Source organism: Kribbella sp. CA-247076 (assembly GCF_050942445.1).
Taxonomy (GTDB): domain Bacteria; phylum Actinomycetota; class Actinomycetes; order Propionibacteriales; family Kribbellaceae; genus Kribbella.
Genome location: NZ_CP192051.1, coordinates 3,421,624 through 3,442,001 on the forward strand (window position 1 = coordinate 3,421,624; position 20,378 = coordinate 3,442,001).

A 20,378-nucleotide genomic window follows, 5' to 3' on the forward strand; every position below is an offset into this window, starting at 1 on the left:
GCGCGAATGGGTTCGTTGGGGTGGGCGGGTGGGTGGTTTGTTGGGCGGTTGGCGTGGGGGTTGGTGGGGTTGAGTGGGTGGGGGAGGGCAGTAGGGTCGACGGTAGGGGACGGCTGACGGCCTGCGTGATCGGGTGCGACGCGCCGGGGAACCGGGGCGCGGAGTGGACCGTCGATAGGAAAGACTGTCCGTCCTGAGGGTTCTGTCGAGTGGAGGGTCCAGTGACCGCGTTCCTGGTAGTGCTGGCAGTGGTCGCCTTGCTGGTGATCGTCACGTTGGTCAAGTCCGTCCGGGTGGTGCAGCAGCAGACCGTCGGGATCGTCGAGCGGTTCGGCAAGTTCAAGACCGGGTTGCAGCCCGGGCTGAACCTGTTGACCCCGTTCGTCGACAAGGTCCGCTACACCATCGACATGCGCGAGCAGGTGGTCGCGTTCCCGCCGCAAGGTGTCATCACCGAGGACAACCTGATGGTGTCGATCGACTCCGTCATCTACTTCCAGGTGAACGACCCGGTCCGGGCGACGTACGAGATCTCCAACTACATCCAGGCGATCGAGCAGCTGACCATGACGACGCTGCGGAACATCATCGGTGGCATGGACCTGGAGCAGACGCTGACCTCGCGTGAGGAGATCAACGAGAAGCTCCGGTACGTGCTGGACGAGGCGACCGGCAAGTGGGGCATCCGGGTCAACCGGGTCGAGCTGCGCTCGATCGACCCGCCGCCGTCGATCCAGGACTCGATGGAGAAGCAGATGCGCGCCGACCGCGACAAGCGTGCGGCGATCCTGACCGCCGAGGGTATGCGGCAGTCCGCTGTGCTCTCGGCCGAGGGTCAGAAGCAGTCCGCGATCCTCACCGCGCAAGGTGACAAGGAGTCCCGGATCCTTCGGGCGCAGGCCGAGCGGGAGGCCCGGATCCTGAAGGCGCAGGGTGAGGCGCAGGCCATCACCACGGTGTTCAACGCGATCCACGCCGGCAAGCCGGACCAGGGGCTGCTCGCGTACCAGTACCTGCAGATGCTGCCGTCGATCGCCCAGGGCGACGCGAACAAGCTGTGGATCGTGCCGAGTGAGATCGGCGACGCGCTCAAGGGTCTCGGCAGCGCGGTCGGCCAGGTGGCCGGCATCCCGCAGAAGGCCGAGGGCCAGTGGCAGGCGCCGGAGCTCGCCAACGGCGAGGTCCCGGCGATCGACAGCGGGTCCGAGACGACGCCGGACGCGGCCGTGGCCGAGGCCGACAACGCGGTCGCCGAGGCGATCGCCGCCGCGCAGAACGCGGCCGTCAGCAGCCGCAGCCAGCAGCAGGCACCGCCGTCGCTCGGCCAGAGCACTCCGGGCCAGACCCCCGACCAGACTCAGGGCCAAACTCCGGGACAGTCGCCGGAGCCCCCGGTCCCGCCGTCGCCCGAGCCGCCGCTCGAGCGCTGACGCCCGAGCAGGAGTAAGCAGAACGAAAGCCGCCCCGGGCACACCCCCGGGGCGGCTTGCTGTTGATCGGCCTGCTCAACCGACGGACCGACGCGCGCATCGCCCGGTCAGGTGCGTAGAGTCTGGCAGCGATGACATGGTTCGAGGCGCTGTTCGTCCTGGTGGCGGGGGTAGGCGCGGGCACGATCAACGCCGTGGTGGGGTCGGGTACGTTGCTGACCTTCCCCGCGCTGCTGGCGGTGGGCATCCCGCCGGTGCTGGCGAACGTGAGCAACAGCGTCGGTCTCGCGCCAGGTACGGCGGCCGGAGCGATCGGCTACCGGCGTGAGCTCGAGGGCCAGCGCGGCCGGATGATCCGGTTGATCCCGGCCTCGCTGATCGGCGGCATCGTCGGGGCCGTGCTGCTGCTGACCCTGCCCGACTCCGCGTTCCACGCCGTGGTCCCGGTGCTGATCCTGCTCGGTTGTCTGCTGGTCGCGTTGCAACCGTGGCTGAAGAACTGGATCAGCGTCCCCGAGCACACGCACCGCGGTGCCTGGTGGGTGATCCCGGCGGTCTTTGCCACCGGCATCTACGGCGGGTACTTCGGTGCCGCGCAAGGCGTCCTGCTGATGGCGATCCTCGGCCTCGGCCTGGATCCGGACCTGCAGCGGATGAACGGCCTGAAGAACGTGCTCGCGACCGTCGTGAACTCGGTCGCGGCCGTGCTGTTCATCATCGTCGCCGAGGTCGACTGGCTGGCGGCCGGCCTGATCGCTGTCGGCTCGACCGTGGGCGGCTTCCTCGGCGCCCGCTACGGCCGGAAGCTCCCACCGGTCGCGCTGCGCGCGCTGATCGTCTGCATCGGCGTCGTCGCCATCGTCACGATGGTGTTCTGACCTGCAGCCCGGCCAGCAACAGCTCGAGCCCGTAGTCGAACTGCTCGTCGCCGCCGGTCGTCCGGGCCAGCTCCGGCGCCAGCTCGACCACGGTCGGGAACTCCCGCGCGGACAGTGACTCCATCGTCGTCCGCAGCCGCCGCCACGCCTCCGGATCGCGGCGCTCGGCGGCCATCTGGATCTCCCAGGACGTTGCCCCGAGCACGTAGGTGAACAGGGTCGTGTGCGTCCGCGCCGCGACCTCCGGCTCGAACCCTGCGGTCCGCAGTACGCCGAGCAGGCCTTCGGCGACCCGGGCGGTCTCGTGGCCGCTCAACGGCCGGCCGGCTAGTAGTTGCGCAAGGCAAGGATGCTGCAGCATCAACAGCCGCAGGCTCCGGCAGACCGCCCGCACCTGGTCGGGCCACGGGACATCCGCGGGTACGGCGGGAAGCAGCCCCATCAGGTGGTCGCGGACGGCGTCGTACAGGTCGTTCTTGTTGCGGAAGTACGTGTAGAGCGCCATCGGGCCGACCCCGAGCTCCGCGGCCACCCCGCGCAGGCTGAAGCCGTCGGTGCCCCTGGACTCCATCAACTCCAGGGCCGTCCGCACGATCAGCTCGGAGCTGAGTGTGTTGCGCGGTGTCCTCGCCATGTGACGCACCTCCCGTCGACGACCATAACGTACAGTGTATAGTACGGTGTATGCGAGCCATTCAGATCACCGAGTTCGGCGGGCCCGAGGTCCTCAAGGTCAGCGACGTCCCGGAGCCGGCCGCCGGCGACGGCCAGGTCCTGATCACGGTCGATCGGGCCGGCATCAACTACGCGGACACCCACCAGGTGGAGAACTCGTACCTCTCCAAGACCGTGCTCCCGGCGATCCCGGGCGGTGAGGTCGTCGGCCGGACCGGCGACGGTCGCCGGGTGGTCGCGCTGGTCGGCTCCGGCGGCTATGCGGAGAAGGCGGTCGCGCACGCGCCGTACGTCTGGGATGTGCCGGACGGTGTCTCCGACGGCCAGGCGCTCGCCTTGGTGCTGCAGGGGACGACGGCCTGGCACCTGCTGAAGACCTCGACGCACCTGCAACCCGGCGAGTCCGTGCTCGTGCACGCCGGTGCGGGTGGTGTCGGCTCGCTCGCCGTACAGCTCGCGAAGCTGTGGGGCGCGGGTCGCGTGATCGCCACCGCGTCGAGCGACGAGAAGCGCAAGCAGGTCCTCGACCTCGGCGCGGACGCCGCGATCGACGGTACGCCGGACGGCCTGAAGGACCGCGTTCTCGAGGCGAACGGCGGCAAGCCGGTCGACATCGTGCTGGAGATGGTCGGCGGGCCGACGTTCGACGAGTCCTTCGCGGCGCTCGCGCGGTTCGGCCGGCTGGTCACGTTCGGGGCTGCGTCCCGGCAGGCGGCCGCGCCGATCGACGCGAGCCGGTTGATGAAGGGCTCCAAGACAATCGCCGGCTTCTGGCTGGCCGACTGCTTCCGTGAGCCGGCCCTGCTGGGCGACCCGCTGGCCGAGCTGTTCGACCTGACCGCGAGCGGCAAGTTGCGCCCGATCGTCGGCGGCGACTATCCGCTGTCGGATGCGGCCACTGCACACGAAGACCTCCGAGCGCGCCGGACCGTCGGCAAGCTCCTCCTCGACCCCACCCGCTGAAACTCCAGGAGATCCTGTGACCATCGCAGTAGAGAAGGTTTTGTACACCGCCAAGGCCACCGCCCAGGGCGGCCGGGACGGCAAGGTCGCCAGCAGCGACGGCAAGCTCGACGTGGTCGTCGCGCCGCCGGTCGAGATGGGCGGCAACGGCCGGGGAACCAACCCGGAGCAGCTGTTCGCGGCCGGGTACGCGGCCTGCTTCCACAGCGCGCTCAAGCTGGTCGCGCGCAAGGCCCGGCAGGACGCCGACGGCTCGACGGTGACCGCCGAGGTCGGCATCGGGCCGATCAACGGCGGCGCCGGCTACGGGCTGGAAGTCGTGCTCGAGGTCAGCCTGCCGGGGGTCGACCTCGCGGTCGCGGAGGAGTTGGTTGCGAAGGCGCACGAGGTCTGCCCGTACTCGAACGCCACCCGCGGCAACCTCAAGGTCGACCTCAAGGTCGTCTGACCCCGGGCTTCAGTCCATCCGGGTCAGCGCTTCCTTCAGCAGGTTCTCGGTCTGCGACACCGGCGCGGCCGCGATGGTCAGCGCTTCCATGATCGCGACGTACTCGTCGACCTCCTCGAGCTTGTCGAGGTACAGCGCGCTGGCCGCGTGCTCGATGTAGACGATGTCCGGCAGGTCACCCTCGGGGAACCGCAGCAGGCTGAACGCGCCACCCGCACCGGGGTAGCCGACGCTGCTGAACGGCATCACCTGCAGGGTGATGTTCGGCTGCTGGGACCACTTCATCAGGTGCTCGATCTGGGCCCGCATGATCTCCTCGCCGCCGACCGGGCGGTGCAGCACGGACTCGTCGATCACCACCCACAGGCGGGCCGGGTTCGGCCGGGTGAGGATCTGCTGCCGGGTCACCCGGAGCGCGACCCGCTGCTCGATCTCCTCCGACGGCAGGTACGCCTTGCCGAGCTGGACGACGGCGCGGGCGTAGTCCTCGGTCTGCAGCAGGCCGGGGACGAACATCACCTCGTACGTCCGGATCAGCGTGGCCGCGACCTCCAGGCCGACGTAGTTGGTGAACCAGGTCGGCATCACGTCGCCGTACCGCGACCACCAGCCCGGGTTGTTCGCCGCCCGGGCCAGCTCCATCAACCGGAAGCGCTCCTGCTCGTCCTTCAGCCCGTAGAGCTCGAGCAGGTCGCCGACGTCGCGTTCCTTGAACCCGACCCGGCCGAGCTCCATCCGGCTGACCTTGGACTCGGAGGCGCGGATCTGCCAGCCGGCGTCGGCGCGGCTGATCCCGGCCTGCTCCCGCATCCGCCGCAGCTGTCCGCCGAGCATGATCCGGAGCGCGGTCGGCCCGCCGTCTCCACCCGCCACCGTCACGTCCTCACCCACGCCCTCGCCCTGCCCGGGGAATCCAGGGGCAGCCCGTGCCCGTCCACTCACCCATTTCAGCCCGCGATGCTACCGCCTGTCCACGGCAACAGGCGGTGAGCGACCCACAACTTCCCCCAGGTACGCCGACACGCCGGGGTGGCTAGAGTGGCAGACATGGAGAAAGAGATCAGCGTGGTGGACGCGAAGGAGCGCAGCCGGTACGAGGCGGTCGACTCCGAGGGCAACCTGATGGGCTTCGTCGACTACAAGCTGTACCCCGACGTGATCGCCTTCCTGCACGCGGAGACGCTGCCCGAGTTCCGCGGCCAAGGGGTGGCCGGCCGGATCGCGACCAAGTCGCTGGAGGACGCCCGGGACGCCGGGCTGCGGGTCAAGCCCGCCTGCCCGTACTACCAGGACTTCCTCGCCGAGCACACCGAGTACGCCGACCTGGTGAAGCGGAACGGCGAGTGACCGGGCCGGTTCTGGGCAAGCTCGAGTGGCGGCCGGCGGCCGAGGTGCCGGAGTTGCTGGCCGAGCCGGTCCGCGACGGCCTCGGCTCGATCGCCGGGTACGCCGCGCCGATCGACCCCGGTCTCGCGGACACGGCCGCGTTCTGCGCGGAGTACGACGTACCGATGGCCGCCTCGGCCAACTGTGTGATCGTCCACGGCAAGCGCGCGGGTGAGTCGACGTACGCCGCGGTGATGGTGCTCGCCACCCACCGCGCCGACGTCAACGGGGTGATCCGCAAGCACCTCGGCGTCCGGAAGATCTCGTTCGCGGCCCAGGACGACGCGGTCAGCTCGACGAGGATGGAGTACGGCGGGATCACGCCGATCGGACTGCCGGCGGACTGGCCGGTCCTGGTCGACGAGGCGGTCGCGACCGCCGGGCCGGTGGTGATCGGCAGCGGTGTCCGCGCGTCCAAGCTGCTCGTCGACGGCGCCGACCTGGCCAAGCTCCCCACCGCCGAGGTGCTGTCGCTCGCTAGCTGACTGTTTGCGATTCGTCACTCCTGGGGTACCAGCCCGGATGGTGTGCCACGCCCGGCACACCGTTCGTCACGCGGGCCGCGGGAGGAGCACGGATGAGCAGCGAGCACGCACTGGAAGAAGGCAGAGCGATCCCGAGTCTCGTGCCGGCCCGGATGGACCGGCTGCCGTGGACTCGGTTCCACTGGATGATCGTCGTCGGTCTCGGCGTCTCCTGGATCCTGGACGGGCTCGAGATCCAGCTGGTCTCGCTGGTCGGGAACGTCCTCAAGGAGACCGAGACGCTGGGTCTGACGACGGCCGAGGTGGGCCTGCTGGCCTCGATCTACCTGGCCGGTGAGGTCGTCGGTGCGCTCTGGTTCGGCCGGCTGACCGACAAGTGGGGCCGCCGCAAGCTGTTCATCATCACGCTGCTGGTCTACCTGATGGCCTCCGGTGCGGCCGGCCTGGCCTGGGACTTCTGGTCGATCGCGGTCTGCCGGTTCATCGCCGGCATGGGGATCGGCGGTGAGTACGCCGCGATCAACTCGGCCATCGACGAGCTGATCCCGTCGCGGTTCCGCGGCCGGGTGGACATCGGCATCAACGGCACCTACTGGGCCGGTGCGCTGATCGGCTCCGCGGTCGGTCTGGTCTTCCTGAACGAGAACCTGGTCCCGATCGAGTGGGGCTGGCGGCTGTGCTTCCTGATCGGCCCGGTGATGGGGCTGGTGATCATCTACCTGCGCCGGCACATCCCGGAGAGTCCGCGCTGGCTGATGACGCACGGCCAGGTCGAACAGGCCGAACGGACCGTCGACGACATCGAGGCGTCCGTCCGCCGGCAGGGCGGCGAGCTGCGCGAGGTCGGCGACGACGAGGCGATCAACGTGATCGACTACCCGCCGGTGACGTACCGCGAGATCGCCCGGGTGATGCTGCGCGACTACCGCAGCCGGTCGTTCCTCGGGTTCTCGATGATGGTCACCCAGGCCTTCCTCTACAACGCGATCTTCTTCACCTACGCGCTCGTGCTGAAGGCGTACTTCGGCCTGAACGACTCGAGCATCGCGCTCTACTTCTTCCCGTTCGCGATCGGCAACCTGGCCGGTCCGCTGCTGCTCGGCCACTTCTTCGACACCGTCGGCCGGCGCAAGATGATCCTGCTGACGTACTCGACCTCGGCCGTCGTGCTGTTCGTCACCGCGTTGCTGTTCAACGCCGGGACGCTGAACGCGATGACGCTGACCGTGCTGTGGTGCGTGGTGTTCTTCTTCGCCTCGGCCGGCGCGTCGTCGGCGTACCTGACGGTGAGCGAGATCTTCCCGATCGAGCTGCGCGGGCAGGCGATCTCGTTCTTCTTCGCGATCTCGCAGCTCACCGGTGGCGTGGTGGCGCCGTTCCTGTTCGCCTCGCTGATCGGTGAGGGGGACAACCCGGCGCGCGGTCCGCTGACCGTGGGATACATCATCGGTGCGGGCGTGATGCTGATCGGCGGTCTGATCGCCTGGTTCTTCGGGGTGGACGCGGAGCAGCAGTCGCTCGAGAACATCGCCAAGCCGCTGTCGGCCCGCGAGGGTGGCTCGACCAGGTTCCAGGGTGCCCGGCCGCGGCTGCCGAGCACCGACGCCCAGGGCCGCCGGATCACGCCGGTCAAGCCCGAGTCCGAGCAAGGCACCGGGCGGGAGCCGTACGACGAACCATAGGATCACCCCGTGGGTTCGCTGCTGATCGCCGGTACGACGTCCGACGCGGGGAAGACGACCGTGGTGACGGGGTTGTGCCGGTGGTTGGCGCGGCAGGGCGTGCGGGTGGCGCCGTACAAGGCGCAGAACATGTCGAACAACTCGATGGTCTGCGCGGACGGCGCCGAGATCGGCCGTGCGCAATGGATCCAGGCGGTCGCCGCCGGCGCCGAGCCGGAGGCCGCGATGAACCCGGTGTTGCTCAAGCCGGGCAGCGATCACCGCAGCCACGTCGTGCTGATGGGCGAGCCGTGGGGTGAGCTCACCGCGCGCGGCTTCCTGACCGAGCGCGCCGAGCTGGCGAAGGCGGCCTTCGCGGCGTACGACGAGCTGGCGTCGCGGTACGACGTGGTGATCAGCGAGGGCGCGGGCAGTCCGACCGAGATCAACCTGCGGCAGTCCGACTACGTGAACATGGGTCTCGCACAGCACACGCGGTCGCCGGTGGTCGTGGTCGGCGACATCGATCGTGGTGGGGTGTTCGCGTCGATGTTCGGCACGGTCGCGTTGCTGGACGCCGCGGACCAGAAGCTCCTTAGCGGGTTCCTGGTGAACAAGTTCCGCGGTGACCTGTCGTTGCTGCGGCCGGGGATCGACATGCTGACGACCGCGACCGGCCGGCCGACGTACGGCGTACTCCCGTGGCTGCCGGAATTGTGGCTCGACTCCGAGGACGCGCTCGACATCCCAGTACGCCGGACGTCGTCGGCGGACCTGCTGACGATCGCCGTCGTGCGCTTCCCGCGGATCAGCAACTTCACCGACCTGGACGCGCTCGCGGTCGAGCCGACGAACAGCGTGTTCTTCACCACGAGTCCGGCCGAGGTGCGGGACGCCGACCTCGTCGTCCTCCCGGGATCGCGGGCGACCGTGGCCGACCTGCGGTGGTTGCGGGAGCACGGCCTGGCCGAGGCTGTGGCCGCCCGGGTCGCGGCGGGCCGGCCGGTCCTCGGGATCTGTGGTGGCTATCAGCTGCTCGGCGGCGCGATCTCGGACCCCGACGGGGTCGAAGGCGGTGGCGAGCACACCGGCCTGGACTTGTTGCCGGTCGCAACTGTGTTCGGGGCCGCGAAGGTGCTGGCCCGGCCGGCGCCGACGGCGTACGAGATCCACCACGGCGTGGTGAGCGTCACCGGGGACGCCGCGGACTTTCCCGGGGGGTGCCGGGCCGGGAACACGTGGGGGACGATCTGGCACGGCCTGCTCGACGACGACGCGGCCCGGCACGCGTTCCTGACCGAGGTCGCCGGGCTGACCGGCAAGCCGGCACCGGACGGGACGGTCTCGTTCGCGGCCCTCCGCGAAGCCCGGCTCGACCGACTCGCTGACGCCATCGACGAGCATGTGGACACGGCGGCGTTGATGCGACTGATCGAGGACGGTCCGACGGAGCGGCCGTTCGTCCCACCGGGTGCGCCGAAAACTGTCTGAGGGCCGGGTTAGTGTCCTGACCATGACGGAGCCACTGGCGCTTGAGCTGCAGAAGTACCTCCAGGCGACCCGCGCGCTGCTGCTGGCGAAGCTGGACGGCCTGTCCGAGTACGACCGGCGCCGGCCGCTCGTGCCGTCCGGGACGAACCTGCTCGGCCTGGTCAAGCACGTGGTCGGGATCGAGTACGTCTACCTCGGGACGAGCGTCGGCCGCCCGCCGGAGAAGCCGCTGCCGTGGGAGGAGGACGGCTCGGTCTGGGAGGGCGCCGACATGTGGGCGCTCCCGTCCGAGAGCACGGCGTACCTCACCGATCTCTACCGGGCGGCGTGCGCGCACAGCGACCGCAGCATCACCGAGCTCCCGCTGGACACACCGGCGGAGGTCCCGCACTGGGCCGAGGACAAGCGCAGGACGACGTTCGGGGCGCTGCTGGTCCGGGTCGTCGACGAGACCGCGCACCACGCGGGCCACGCCGACCTCGTCCGCGAGCTGATCGACGGCCAGGGCGGCGCGGACGCGGACATGCTGGACGAGGCCGGCTGGACCGAGTACTACACCAAGATCCAGCGGGCGGCCGAAACATTCCGTACGGAACACTAGGGACCGTGGATGACTTCGAGCGCCTGCGTGGACGGTTGTTCGGGATCGCCTACCGGATGATGGGCACGGCGGCCGACGCCGAGGAGATCGTCCAGGAGGCTTGGCTGCGCTGGCAGGACGTCGACCAGGACACGGTGAAGGACCCCGACGCCTACCTGGCGAAGATCGTCACCAACCTGTCGATCAAGCAGCTCACCTCGGCCCGGGTACGCCGGGAGACGTACGTGGGGGAGTGGTTGCCCGAGCCGGTGCTCACCGGTGGGCGCTTCGAGGAGCTCGGTCCGCTGGACGTGGTCGAGGAGCGCGACTCGGTGTCGATGGCGTTGCTGGTCGTGCTCGAACGGCTCGGCCCGGCCGAGCGGGCGGCGTACGTGCTGCGCGAAGCTTTCGCTTACAGCTACGGCGAGGTCGCCGAACTCATCGGCACCTCCGAGGCCAACGCCCGCCAACTCGTCTCCCGGGCGTCGAAGCGGGTGGCGGCCGAGCCGCGGCGCGAGCGCCGGGTCGACCGGGCGGAGTGGCGCCGGCTGGTCGAGCGGTTCATCGCGGCCGCCCAGCAGGGCGAGCTCGCCGAGTTGGAGGCGCTGCTCGCCGAGGACGTGGTGTCGCGGGCCGACGGCGGCGGCAAGGTGTTCGCGGCGCGGAACGCCCTCACCGGCCGGGAGCGGGTTGCCCGCTACCTGGTCGGTGCCCTGCAGAAGTACGGCGAGGGGCTCGAAGTGCGGTTCGGCGAGGCGAACGGGCAGCCGACGTTCCTTGCCGTCAGCCCCCGAGGCGTCGAGGCGGTCTGCTTCGTCGACTTCGGCGACGACGGCATCACCGACCTCCGGTTCGTGATGAACCCGGACAAACTGGCGTTCGCCGCCGCGCAACTGTCACGAATCGAAGGGCTGCCGGATCGTTCTTGGTGAAACCGAAAGGACACCAACCATGACAACCCTTCTCGTGACGGGCGGCACCGGGTCTCTCGGCCGGCCCACCGTCGACCACTTGCGCGCCGCCGGACACACCGTCCGGGTGCTCAGCCGCCGGACCGGACCAGGCCTGGTCACCGGAGACCTGACCACCGGTAGCGGCCTCCGCGCGGCCACCGACGGCGTCGACATGATCGTCCACCTGGCCACCGCGCAGGGGAAGAAGGACATCCAGCAGACCCGCAACCTGCTCGACGCCGCGCCAGCGACGACGCACGTGCTGTACATGTCGATCGCCGGCATCGACCGGATCCCGCTGGCCTACTACCGGCACAAGCTGGCCGCCGAGCGGCTGATCGAGTCCCGGTCGTCGTACACGATTCAGCGGGCGACGCAGTTCCACAACCTGCTGGACCGGGTCTTCAGCCTGAAGACGCCGGCCATCTTCGCGCCGGCCGCCGCGCTGCAGCCGATCGCCGTCTCCGACGTGGCCACCCGCCTGACCGAGCTGGTCGGGGACCCGGTCATCGGCCGGGCGGCGGACATCGGTGGGCCGGAGGTCCGGCCGGTGCCGGAGCTCGCCCGGGCCTGGAAGGCGGCGCGGGGATCGCGGCGGCCGGTCCTGCCGGTCAGCGTCCCGGGCAAGATGTTCCGGGCCTTCGTGGACGGCCACGCCAATGTCGCCGGTCGGCCGTACGGCACGGTCACCTTCGACGACTACCTCGGCGGCAAGGAGTGAACCTCTACGTCCGGTCGGTCCTGGTGCTGTTCACGGCGTTCGAGCTGGTGCTGGGCCTGTGGATGGCGTTCCTGCCGGCGTCGTTCTACGAGATGCCGACGGTGGACTGGACGCCGCCGTACAGCGAGCACCTGTTCCGCGACCTCGGCGGCATGAAGCTCGGGATGGCCATCGTGCTCGGCGCGGCCGCGATCAGCTTCGACCGGCTGCTGACCAAGGTGGCGCTGGCGGCCTACCTGGCCTTCGCCGTGACGCACTTCGCCTTCCACATCGGGCATCTCGAGAGCCACTCGCCCGGCTGGTCGGCCGTGCTGGTCGCCATCACCGCGCTCAGCGTGCTGCTGCCGCTGACCGCGTTGATCGGCGCGCGCAGAATGACTTGACGACTGTGACAGTGGCGCTGTCACAATAGCGGGCATGGGTCCACTGCAGGGCGTCAAGGTCGTCGAGCTGGCCGGGATCGGGCCGGGGCCGTTCGCGTGCATGCTGCTGGCCGAGCTCGGTGCCGAGGTGCTCCGGATCGACCGGCCCGGCGGTGGCCTGTCCTTCGGGCCGCCCGAGCTCGACCTGGTCAACCGCGGTCGCCGCAGCGTGGCCCTCGACCTGAAGAGTCCGGCCGCGGTCGACGTCGTACGCCGGGTGGTCGCGCAGGCCGACGTACTGGTCGAGGGGTTCCGGCCCGGGGTGGCCGAGCGGCTGGGGCTCGGGCCGGACGACCTGCACGCGGTCAACCCGAAGCTCGTGTACGGGCGGATGACCGGCTGGGGGCAGGACGGTCCGCTCGCGCAGACGGCCGGGCACGACATCGACTACCTCGCGCTGTCCGGTGCGCTGCACCTGATCGGCCGGGCCGGTGGTCCGCCCCAGGTGCCCGCCAACCTGCTGGGCGATTTCGCCGGTGGCTCGCTGTACCTCGTGGTCGGAGTGCTGGCCGCGCTGCACGAAGCCGGGCGGAGTGGTCGCGGTCAGATTGTCGACGCGGCGATTGTCGACGGTTCCGCGCACCTGACCACGATGTTGCTCGGCGCGCTCGCCGCCGGCTCGTGGACGCAGGAGCGCGGGACGAACCTGCTCGACACCGGCGCGCCGTTCTACGACGTGTACGAGACCTCCGACGGCAAGCACGTCGCGGTCGGTGCGATCGAGCAGCCGTTCTACGACGAGCTGATCGACCGGCTCGGTGTCACCGCGCCCGATCGGAGCGATCCGGCCAACTGGCCCGAACTCCGAAAGCTGCTCACGGAGACGTTCCTGCAGCGGACCCAGGCGGACTGGGCCGACGTGTTCGACGGCTCGGACGCCTGTGTGACCGCCGTCCTCCCGCTCGCCGCTGACCATCCCCACCTCGTTGCCCGGGGCACCTTCGTGGACCGGGACGGCGTCCGTCAGCCGGCTCCCGCCCCACGCTTCTCCCGGACACCGACCGGCCTCGACCGACCGCCTGCCCGGGCCGGCCAGCACACCCGCGAGGCCCTGGCCGACTGGGGCATCACCGACATCGACGACCTGCTGGACAGCGGCGCCGCCGTCCAGGACCGAGAGGAACCCGCCCGTGGACCGTGAGCTCTTCGACGCCGATCACGACGCCTTCCGGGAGACCGCGCGAGCCTTCTGCGACAAGGAGATCGTGCCGCACCACGATGCCTGGGAGGAGGCCGGCATCGTCCCGCGCGAGGTCTGGACCGCGGCCGGCCAGGCGGGCCTGCTCGGTTTCATGATGCCAGCGGAGTACGGCGGTGGCGGAGCCCGCGACTTCCGGTTCAACGCCGTGGTGATCGAGGAGCTGACCCGGGCCCGCGCGAGCGGGGTCGGATTCGCGATCCACACCGACATCAACTCGGCGTACCTGCTCGACTACGCGACCGACGAGCAGAAGGCGCGCTGGCTGCCCGGCTTCTGCTCCGGCGAGACGATCACCGCGATCGCGATGACCGAGCCCGGCGCGGGCAGCGACCTGCAGGGCATCCGGACCACGGCGCGGCGCGAGGGCGACCTCTACGTGCTGAACGGCCAGAAGACGTTCATCTCGAACGGCATCCTGGCCGACCTGGTCATCGTGGTCGCGAAGACCGAGCCGGAGGCCGGTGCGCAGGGCATCTCGCTGCTGGTGGTCGAGCGCGGGATGCCAGGGTTCGAGCGCGGGCGGAATCTGGACAAGATCGGGCTGAAGGCGCAGGACACCGCGGAGCTGTTCTTCGACAACGTCCGGGTGCCGGTGGCCAACCTGCTCGGCGAGGAGGGCAAAGGCTTCGTCTACCTGATGGAGAAGCTGCCGCAGGAACGCCTGGCGATCGCCGTGGTCGCCGCCGCGGCCTGCGAGAACCTGCTCTCCACGACCCTGGCGTACGTGAAGGAGCGCACGGCGTTCGGCCGCCCGATCGGCTCCTTCCAGAACAGCCGGTTCGTGCTCGCCGAGATCGCCACCGAGACCCAGATCGCCCGGGTCTTCGTCGACCGCTGCATCCGCGAGCTGAACGCCGGCCGGCTCACCGTCGCCGAGGCGGCGATGGCGAAGTGGTGGACCACCGAGCTGCAGAAGAAGGTGGTCGACCGCTGCCTGCAGTTGTACGGCGGCTACGGCTTCATGACCGAGTATCCGATCGCGAAGGCGTACCTCGACACCCGCGTCCAGACCATCTACGGCGGCACCACCGAAATCATGAAGGAAATCATCGGCCGGACGATGGGAATCTGAGCCGGTCGTGGTTGACTTCCCTCAGGTGCACAGGGAGGTCGCCATGGGGATCGTGTCGGAGGGTTTCGGTGGGCGTCGGCGGAGCCGGGCGGACCTGCCGCCGGGGCAGTACCTGACCCAGGACTTCCCGGTCCTGTCGGCCGGGCCGACGCCGCACATCCGGACCGAGCACTGGGAGTTCACGGTCACCACCGAGGCGGGGGAGAAGTACCGGTGGGACTGGGCCGGCCTGATGGCGATGCCGGCCGAGGAGATCACCAAGGACATCCACTGCGTGACCCGGTGGTCGAAGCTCGAGACGACCTGGAAGGGTGTCTCGCTCGACACCCTGCTGGCCGACGTCGAGACCGCCGCGGACTTCGCGATGGCGCACAGCTACGGCGGCTACACGACCAACCTGCCGATGGAGGACCTGCTCGACGGCCAGGCCTGGATCGCCTACGAGTACGACGGCGAGCCGGTGGACCCCGAGCACGGCGGCCCGGCCCGGCTGCTCGTGCCGCACCTGTACTTCTGGAAGAGCGCCAAGTGGGTCCGCGGCCTGGTGCTGTCCGACTCCGAGGACCTGGGCTTCTGGGAGACCGCCGGCTACCACGAGTACGGAGATCCATGGAAAGAACAGCGCTACGCCGGCGACTGAGCTGGCAGGTCGCCACGGTGACCGAGGTCCGGCGCGAGACCGAGTCCGCCCGGACGCTGGTTCTCGACGTACCGGACTGGGCCGGGCACCTGCCCGGTCAGCACCTCGACGTCCGGTTGACCGCGCCGGACGGCTACCAGGCCTCCCGGTCGTACTCGGTGTCCTCAGACTGGCGCGGTGACACGATCGACCTGACCGTCGAGCTCGTGGACGACGGCGAGGTCTCGCCGTACCTGGTCGACGTGGTGAAGGCGGGCGACCAGTTCGAGGTTCGTGGGCCGGTCGGCGGGTGGTTCGTGTGGAAGCCGGAGCAGGAAGGGCCGGTCCAGCTGATCGGCGGGGGATCGGGGATCGCTCCGCTGATGGCGATCCTGCGCGCGCACGGTGCGTCCGGCAGTGCCGCGCCTGTCCGCCTGCTCTACTCCGTCCGGCGTCCGGCCTCGGTGATCTTCGTGAGCGACCTGAAGGAGCTGGCCGCGTCCGACCACGTCGACGTACGCCTGGTGTACACGCGGGAGGCGCCGGAGGGCGAGCCGCGGGTCGGGCGGATCGACGCGGACGTGATCGAGCAGCACGCGTTCACGCCGGCGGACGCGCCGACGACGTACGTGTGCGGGCCGACGCCGTTCGTGGAGACCGTCGCCGACCTGCTCGTCGCTGCGGGGCACGACCCCGCGCGCGTGCGAACCGAACGTTTCGGACCGACCGGAGGCTAATGATGACCGAAGCGGAAGCCACCTATCTCGACGGCAACGCGGCCGCGGGCGCGCTGAGCGCGCTGTTCGCCGTGGACATCACGGCCGCGATCGCCCGGTGTGCCGGCTGCGGCCAGACCGGCGCCTTCGCCGACACCCGCCTGTACGTCGACGCGCCCGGCATGGTGGCCCGCTGCGCCGGCTGCGACCACGTCATGATGCGCGTAGTCACCACACCCAGAGACACGTACGTCGACATGCGCGGGCTGACCTACCTGAAGGTCCCGAACGAGTAGTCAGCGGCGCTTGCTCTGCGTGCGGCGGATGGTGTCGCGCTGGGTCTCGCCGACGGCGCGTTCGTAGGCGAGGACCAGGCCCTGGATGGTCACCGGCTTGAAGCGCTCGACGAGTTGCTGGATGTGCTCCGGCGGGCCGCCCGAGTCGCGGTAGTGCGGCCAGACCTTGGTGCGGAACACTTCGGTGAGCTCCTCCGCGATCGCGCGGCCGTGGTCGGTGAAGATCCGGCCGGCGTCGAGCACGGCCTCCACCGGCAGGTCCAGGTCGAGCAGTTCCACACCGAGGCTCAGGTGGGCGGTGGCCACTTGGAACACGTCCTCGTCCGGCGTCGGCTCGACCACGCCGAGCGCGACCAGCATCTCGATGTCGTCGTCGGTGAGGTCGCGGCCGGTACGGCGTACCAGGGCCGACCGGTCGAGGGTCTCCGGCAGGTCCCGCATCCACGGGGTCAGCAGGGTCCGGTGGAGGGCGATGTCCTGCGGGGTCGCGTCGGGCGGGATCCGGTCCAGGTACCCCTCGATCGCGGACAGGGTGAACCCGTGCGCCTGCAGTTCGCGCACCAGGTCGAGGCGGGCGATGTGCTCGGGACCGTAGTACCCGACCCGGCCGCGCCGGATCGGCGGCGGGATCAGCCCGCGCCCGGCGTAGAACCGCAACGTGCGCACCGTCATACCGACCCGCGTCGACAGTTCGTCGACTGTCAGGGTCGCTTCGTCCCCCGCGACTTCAGACATGGCGGAGATCATAACGAGCCGCCCTTGACCATCGTGACACCGTAACTGTCACAATCAAGACCATGACCAGTGAAGCGTTCCTGTACGACGCGATCCGCACGCCGAGAGGCAAGGGCAAACCGACCGGTGCGCTGCACGAGGTCAAGCCGATCCAGCTGATCACCGGCCTGCTGCACGAACTGCGCACCCGGCATCCGGACCTGGATCCGGCGACCATCGACGACGTCGTCCTCGGCGTCGTCACCCCGATCGGCGACCAGGGCATGGACATCGCCCGGACGGCGGTCCTGGCGGCCGGCTATCCCGAGACGACCGGCGGCGTCCAGCTCAACCGCTTCTGCGCCTCAGGCCTGGAGGCCGTCAATCAAGCGGCTCAACGAGTCCGTTCCGGGTGGGAGGACTTCATCCTGGCCGGCGGGGTCGAGTCGATGTCGCGAGTACCGATGGCCTCCGACGGCGGCGCCTGGGCGATGGACCCGGAGACCGCGATGGCGACGAACTTCGTCCCGCAGGGCATCAGCGCGGACCTGATCGCGACCCTCGACGGCTTCTCCCGCACCGACGTCGACGCGTACGCCGCCGAGTCGCACGCGCGCGCCGCCAAGGCCTGGGCCAACGGGTACTTCGCTCGCTCGGTCGTCCCGGTCGACGACCGCAACGGCCTGCGCATCCTCGACCACGACCAGCTGGTCCGTCCGGGCACGACGGTCGAGACCCTGGCCGGGCTGCCGCCGTCGTTCGCGGCGATCGGCGAGCACGGCGGCTTCGACGCGGTCGCGCTGGAAAAGTACCTGACGGTCGAGCGGATCGAGCACGTCCACCACGCCGGCAACTCCTCCGGCATCGTCGACGGCGCCGCGCTGGTTGCCATCGGCAATGAGAAGGCGGGGGAGGCGCTCGGCCAGGCACCGCGCGGCCGGGTGGTCGCGACCGGGGTCAGCGGCGCCGATCCGACCATCATGCTCACCGGTCCGGCGCCGGCCGCCCGCAAGGCGCTGGCCAAGGCCGGGCTCGGGGTGGACGACATCGACCTGTTCGAGATGAACGAGGCGTTCGCGGCCGCCGTCCTGCACTTCATGAAGGACCTCGGCGTACCGCACGAGAAGGTGAACGTGAACGGCGGCGCGATCGCGCTCGGCCACCCCCTCGGGGCCACCGGCGCCATGCTGATCGGAACCCTGCTGGACGAACTGGAGCGGCGCGAGCTCCGGTACGGACTGGCCACCCTGTGCGTCGGCGGCGGGATGGGCGTCGCGACGATCATCGAGAGGTTTGCGGCATGATCTCCTGGAACACCGTCGACGGCGTCGTCACGCTGACCATCGACGACCCGGACGCGTCGGCGAACACGATGAACGAGGCGTACGTCGCCGCGATGGGGTCGACGATCGAACGCCTGCAGGCGGAGAAGTCCGGCCTGAAGGGCGTCGTGATCACGAGCGCCAAGCCGACGTTCTTCGCGGGTGGCAACCTGCAGCTGCTGGCGAAGATCCAGCCGTCCGACGCGGCCGAGGTGTTCGCGACGATCGAGGAGGTCAAGCGGCAGCTCCGCGTCCTGGAGACCCTGGGCGTCCCGGTCGTCGCCGCGATCAACGGATCGGCGCTCGGCGGCGGACTGGAGATCGCGCTCGCCTGCCATCACCGAATCGTTGCCGACGACAACCGGATCGAGCTCGGTGTCCCCGAGGTCACCCTCGGCCTGCTGCCGGGCGGCGGTGGCGTCACCCGGACGGTCCGGATGCTCGGTCTGCAGGACGCCCTGATGAAGGTCCTGCTGCAAGGTCAGCGGATGAAGCCCGCCCAGGCGCTGGAGGTGGGCATCGTCGACGAGGTCGTCCCGGCCGGCGAGCTGATCGAGGCGGCGTACCGGTGGATCGCGGCGTACGACGGCGACGCGAAGCAGCCGTGGGACCGCGACGGCTACAAGATCCCCGGCGGTACGCCGTCCTCGTCGAAGCTGGCCGCGTTCCTGCCGGCCTTCCCGGCGAACCTGCGCAAGCAGCTCAAGGGCGCGCCGTACCCGGCGCCGCGGGCGATCATGAGTGCCGCGGTCGAGGGCAGCCAGGTCGACTTCGACACCGCGTCCCGGATCGAGTCGCGGTACTTCGTCTCGCTCGCGACCGGGCAGATCGCGAAGAACATGATCCAGGCGTTCTTCTTCGACCTGCAGGCGATCAACGCCGGCGCCTCGCGGCCGAGCGGCGTACCGACGTACCGGATGCGCAAAGTCGGGGTGCTCGGCGCGGGCATGATGGGCGCCGGGATCGCCTACGTGTGCGCGAAGGTGGGCATCAATGTCGTGCTGAAGGACGTCTCGCTCGAGGCGGCCGAGCGTGGGAAGGCGTACTCCGAGACGCTGCTGGCCAAGCAGGTACGGAAGGGCCGGAAGACGGCGGCCGAGGTCGAGGAGTTCCTCGGCCGGATCACGCCGACCGCGGACCCGAACGACCTGGCCGGCTGCGACCTGGTGATCGAGGCGGTGTTCGAGAGCGAGGAGCTCAAGCAGAAGGTCTTCGCCGAGATCGCCGGCGTGGTCGAGCCGGACGCGCTGCTCTGCTCGAACACGTCGACCCTGCCGATCACCTCACTCGCCGACGGCGTCGACCGGCCGGCCGACTTCATCGGCATGCACTTCTTCTCGCCGGTCGACCGGATGCCGCTGGTCGAGCTGATCGTGGGGGAGCAGACCGCGGACGGGACGATCGCGAAGGCCTACGACGTCGTCCGGCAACTCAAGAAGACTCCGATCGTGGTCAACGACAGCCGTGGCTTCTTCACCTCCCGGGTGTTCGGCACCCTGGTGATGGAGGGCGCGGCCATGGTTGCCGAGGGCGTGGACCCGGTGACGATCGAGCGGGCGGCCACCCAGATGGGGTTCCCGGCGCCGCCGTTGGCGATGCTCGACGAGGTCACGCTGACGCTGCCGCAGAAGATCCGCGACGCGGCGCTGGCCGCGGGGGACAACGCCGGCGCGTTCCACGACCACCCGGGGATGGCGGTCACGGATCGGCTGGTGAACGAGTTCGACCGCCGGGGCAAGGCGGCCGGCGCGGGGTTCTACGACTACCCGGCGGACGGGCCGAAGCGTCTGTGGCCGGGGCTGCGCGAGCACTTCTCGCAGGGTGCGGACATTCCGCTGGTCGACCTCCAGGAACGGATGACGTTCGCGATGTCGCTCGAGACGATCAAGTGCCTGGACGAGGGAGTCCTACGCTCCGTCGCCGACGCCAACATCGGCTCGATCTTCGGGATCGGGTTCCCGCCGCTGCACGGTGGCGCGCTGCAGTACGTCAACGCCTGCGGGCTGCCGGCCTTCGTCACCAAGGCCCGTGAGCTGGCGGCGTCGTACGGCGAGCGGTTCGAGCCGCCGGCGTTGCTGATCCGGAAGGCGGAAGCCGGCGAGATCTTCGACTGAATCACGGACCGGTCTCGACCCGAGCAACAATCCACATACTCGAACACGGAACGGCGCGTCCGGTCTTGCGCCGGACGCGCTTTTGAGCGAAGGTGCTAGGCACTTCTCCAACGATTCACCTGACCGCCGGAGGCTTTGGGGCTCGACGAGTACGGCATCCTCGTGCTCGAAACGTCATCTGCCGAAGGCTGTCGCGAGGTTCGGCCGAGTTGTAGCGTGTGCGAAATCGGA

At 69.7% G+C, this 20,378-nt stretch carries 22 protein-coding genes; 19 read left to right on the forward strand and 3 right to left on the reverse strand.

What is annotated here, in order from left to right:
• Positions 1-221: 221 nt before the first annotated feature.
• Positions 222-1,430: an SPFH domain-containing protein gene (locus ACQPYZ_RS16145; protein WP_433168958.1), complete on the forward strand. Its 1,209-nt coding sequence runs from the start codon at positions 222-224 to the stop codon at positions 1,428-1,430.
• A gap of 131 nt (positions 1,431-1,561) precedes the next feature.
• Positions 1,562-2,308 carry a sulfite exporter TauE/SafE family protein gene (locus tag ACQPYZ_RS16150; protein WP_433168960.1) on the forward strand — a complete coding sequence of 249 codons (747 nt, stop codon included), beginning with the start codon at positions 1,562-1,564 and terminating at the stop codon, positions 2,306-2,308.
• On the opposite strand, the gene ACQPYZ_RS16155 is transcribed toward ACQPYZ_RS16150, so the two are convergent.
• Positions 2,292-2,942 carry a TetR/AcrR family transcriptional regulator gene (locus ACQPYZ_RS16155; protein ID WP_433168962.1) on the reverse strand — a complete coding sequence of 217 codons (651 nt, stop codon included), beginning with the start codon at positions 2,940-2,942 and terminating at the stop codon, positions 2,292-2,294. The two genes, ACQPYZ_RS16150 and ACQPYZ_RS16155, sit on opposite strands and share 17 nt — an antisense overlap.
• A gap of 50 nt (positions 2,943-2,992) precedes the next feature.
• Between ACQPYZ_RS16155 and ACQPYZ_RS16160 the strand changes: the two genes are divergently transcribed.
• A complete protein-coding gene (locus tag ACQPYZ_RS16160; RefSeq protein ID WP_433168964.1) occupies positions 2,993-3,946 on the forward strand; it encodes a quinone oxidoreductase family protein in 954 nt (317 codons plus the stop codon).
• A gap of 16 nt (positions 3,947-3,962) precedes the next feature.
• Entirely contained in the window at positions 3,963-4,394 is a 432-nt protein-coding gene (locus ACQPYZ_RS16165; protein WP_433168966.1) for an organic hydroperoxide resistance protein, read from the forward strand.
• 9 nt (positions 4,395-4,403) lie between these two features.
• On the opposite strand, the gene ACQPYZ_RS16170 is transcribed toward ACQPYZ_RS16165, so the two are convergent.
• Entirely contained in the window at positions 4,404-5,228 is an 825-nt protein-coding gene (locus ACQPYZ_RS16170) for a helix-turn-helix domain-containing protein (RefSeq protein WP_433169701.1), read from the reverse strand.
• 213 nt (positions 5,229-5,441) lie between these two features.
• Here ACQPYZ_RS16170 and ACQPYZ_RS16175 point away from each other — a divergent pair, with 213 nt between their 5' ends.
• From ACQPYZ_RS16175 to ACQPYZ_RS16235, 13 genes are all read left to right on the forward strand, one after another.
• Complete coding sequence (locus ACQPYZ_RS16175) at positions 5,442-5,741, forward strand: GNAT family N-acetyltransferase (protein ID WP_433168968.1); 300 nt, start codon at positions 5,442-5,444, stop codon at positions 5,739-5,741.
• Entirely contained in the window at positions 5,738-6,265 is a 528-nt protein-coding gene (locus ACQPYZ_RS16180) for a YbaK/EbsC family protein (protein WP_433168970.1), read from the forward strand. The genes ACQPYZ_RS16175 and ACQPYZ_RS16180 overlap by 4 nt, the downstream gene beginning before the upstream one ends.
• Positions 6,266-6,357: 92 nt before the next feature.
• Entirely contained in the window at positions 6,358-7,947 is a 1,590-nt protein-coding gene (locus ACQPYZ_RS16185) for an MFS transporter (protein WP_433168972.1), read from the forward strand.
• 9 nt (positions 7,948-7,956) lie between these two features.
• Complete coding sequence (locus ACQPYZ_RS16190) at positions 7,957-9,417, forward strand: cobyric acid synthase (RefSeq protein ID WP_433168974.1); 1,461 nt, start codon at positions 7,957-7,959, stop codon at positions 9,415-9,417.
• A 22-nt stretch (positions 9,418-9,439) separates the two neighbouring features.
• Positions 9,440-10,018: a DinB family protein gene (locus tag ACQPYZ_RS16195; RefSeq protein WP_433168976.1), complete on the forward strand. Its 579-nt coding sequence runs from the start codon at positions 9,440-9,442 to the stop codon at positions 10,016-10,018.
• A 5-nt stretch (positions 10,019-10,023) separates the two neighbouring features.
• Positions 10,024-10,929: an RNA polymerase sigma-70 factor gene (locus ACQPYZ_RS16200; RefSeq protein WP_433168978.1), complete on the forward strand. Its 906-nt coding sequence runs from the start codon at positions 10,024-10,026 to the stop codon at positions 10,927-10,929.
• A 19-nt stretch (positions 10,930-10,948) separates the two neighbouring features.
• The gene (locus tag ACQPYZ_RS16205; RefSeq protein ID WP_433168979.1) at positions 10,949-11,671 is read left to right on the forward strand and encodes an SDR family oxidoreductase; all 723 of its coding nucleotides are present in this window, start codon (positions 10,949-10,951) and stop codon (positions 11,669-11,671) included.
• Positions 11,668-12,054, forward strand: coding sequence for a hypothetical protein (locus ACQPYZ_RS16210; protein ID WP_433168981.1), 387 nt, complete (start codon positions 11,668-11,670; stop codon positions 12,052-12,054). Before ACQPYZ_RS16205 ends, ACQPYZ_RS16210 begins: the two co-directional genes overlap by 4 nt.
• 34 nt (positions 12,055-12,088) lie before the next feature.
• Positions 12,089-13,234, forward strand: coding sequence for a CaiB/BaiF CoA transferase family protein (locus ACQPYZ_RS16215; protein WP_433168983.1), 1,146 nt, complete (start codon positions 12,089-12,091; stop codon positions 13,232-13,234).
• Positions 13,224-14,366: an acyl-CoA dehydrogenase family protein gene (locus ACQPYZ_RS16220; RefSeq protein WP_433168985.1), complete on the forward strand. Its 1,143-nt coding sequence runs from the start codon at positions 13,224-13,226 to the stop codon at positions 14,364-14,366. Before ACQPYZ_RS16215 ends, ACQPYZ_RS16220 begins: the two co-directional genes overlap by 11 nt.
• Positions 14,367-14,409: 43 nt before the next feature.
• On the forward strand, positions 14,410-15,006 hold the full coding sequence (locus tag ACQPYZ_RS16225; protein WP_433168987.1) for a sulfite oxidase-like oxidoreductase: 597 nt from the start codon (positions 14,410-14,412) through the stop codon (positions 15,004-15,006).
• Entirely contained in the window at positions 14,976-15,722 is a 747-nt protein-coding gene (locus ACQPYZ_RS16230; RefSeq protein WP_433168988.1) for a ferredoxin reductase, read from the forward strand. The genes ACQPYZ_RS16225 and ACQPYZ_RS16230 overlap by 31 nt, the downstream gene beginning before the upstream one ends.
• 2 nt (positions 15,723-15,724) lie before the next feature.
• Entirely contained in the window at positions 15,725-15,997 is a 273-nt protein-coding gene (locus ACQPYZ_RS16235) for a DUF6510 family protein (RefSeq protein ID WP_433168989.1), read from the forward strand.
• Here ACQPYZ_RS16235 and ACQPYZ_RS16240 read toward each other — a convergent pair whose 3' ends face one another.
• Positions 15,998-16,732 carry a MerR family transcriptional regulator gene (locus ACQPYZ_RS16240; RefSeq protein ID WP_433168991.1) on the reverse strand — a complete coding sequence of 245 codons (735 nt, stop codon included), beginning with the start codon at positions 16,730-16,732 and terminating at the stop codon, positions 15,998-16,000.
• A gap of 62 nt (positions 16,733-16,794) precedes the next feature.
• On the opposite strand from ACQPYZ_RS16240, the gene ACQPYZ_RS16245 reads away from it, so the two are divergent.
• Complete coding sequence (locus ACQPYZ_RS16245) at positions 16,795-18,015, forward strand: acetyl-CoA C-acetyltransferase (RefSeq protein ID WP_433168993.1); 1,221 nt, start codon at positions 16,795-16,797, stop codon at positions 18,013-18,015.
• Positions 18,012-20,147, forward strand: a complete 2,136-nt coding sequence (locus ACQPYZ_RS16250; protein WP_433168995.1) for a 3-hydroxyacyl-CoA dehydrogenase NAD-binding domain-containing protein — start codon at positions 18,012-18,014, stop codon at positions 20,145-20,147. Before ACQPYZ_RS16245 ends, ACQPYZ_RS16250 begins: the two co-directional genes overlap by 4 nt.
• Positions 20,148-20,378: the final 231 nt, after the last annotated feature.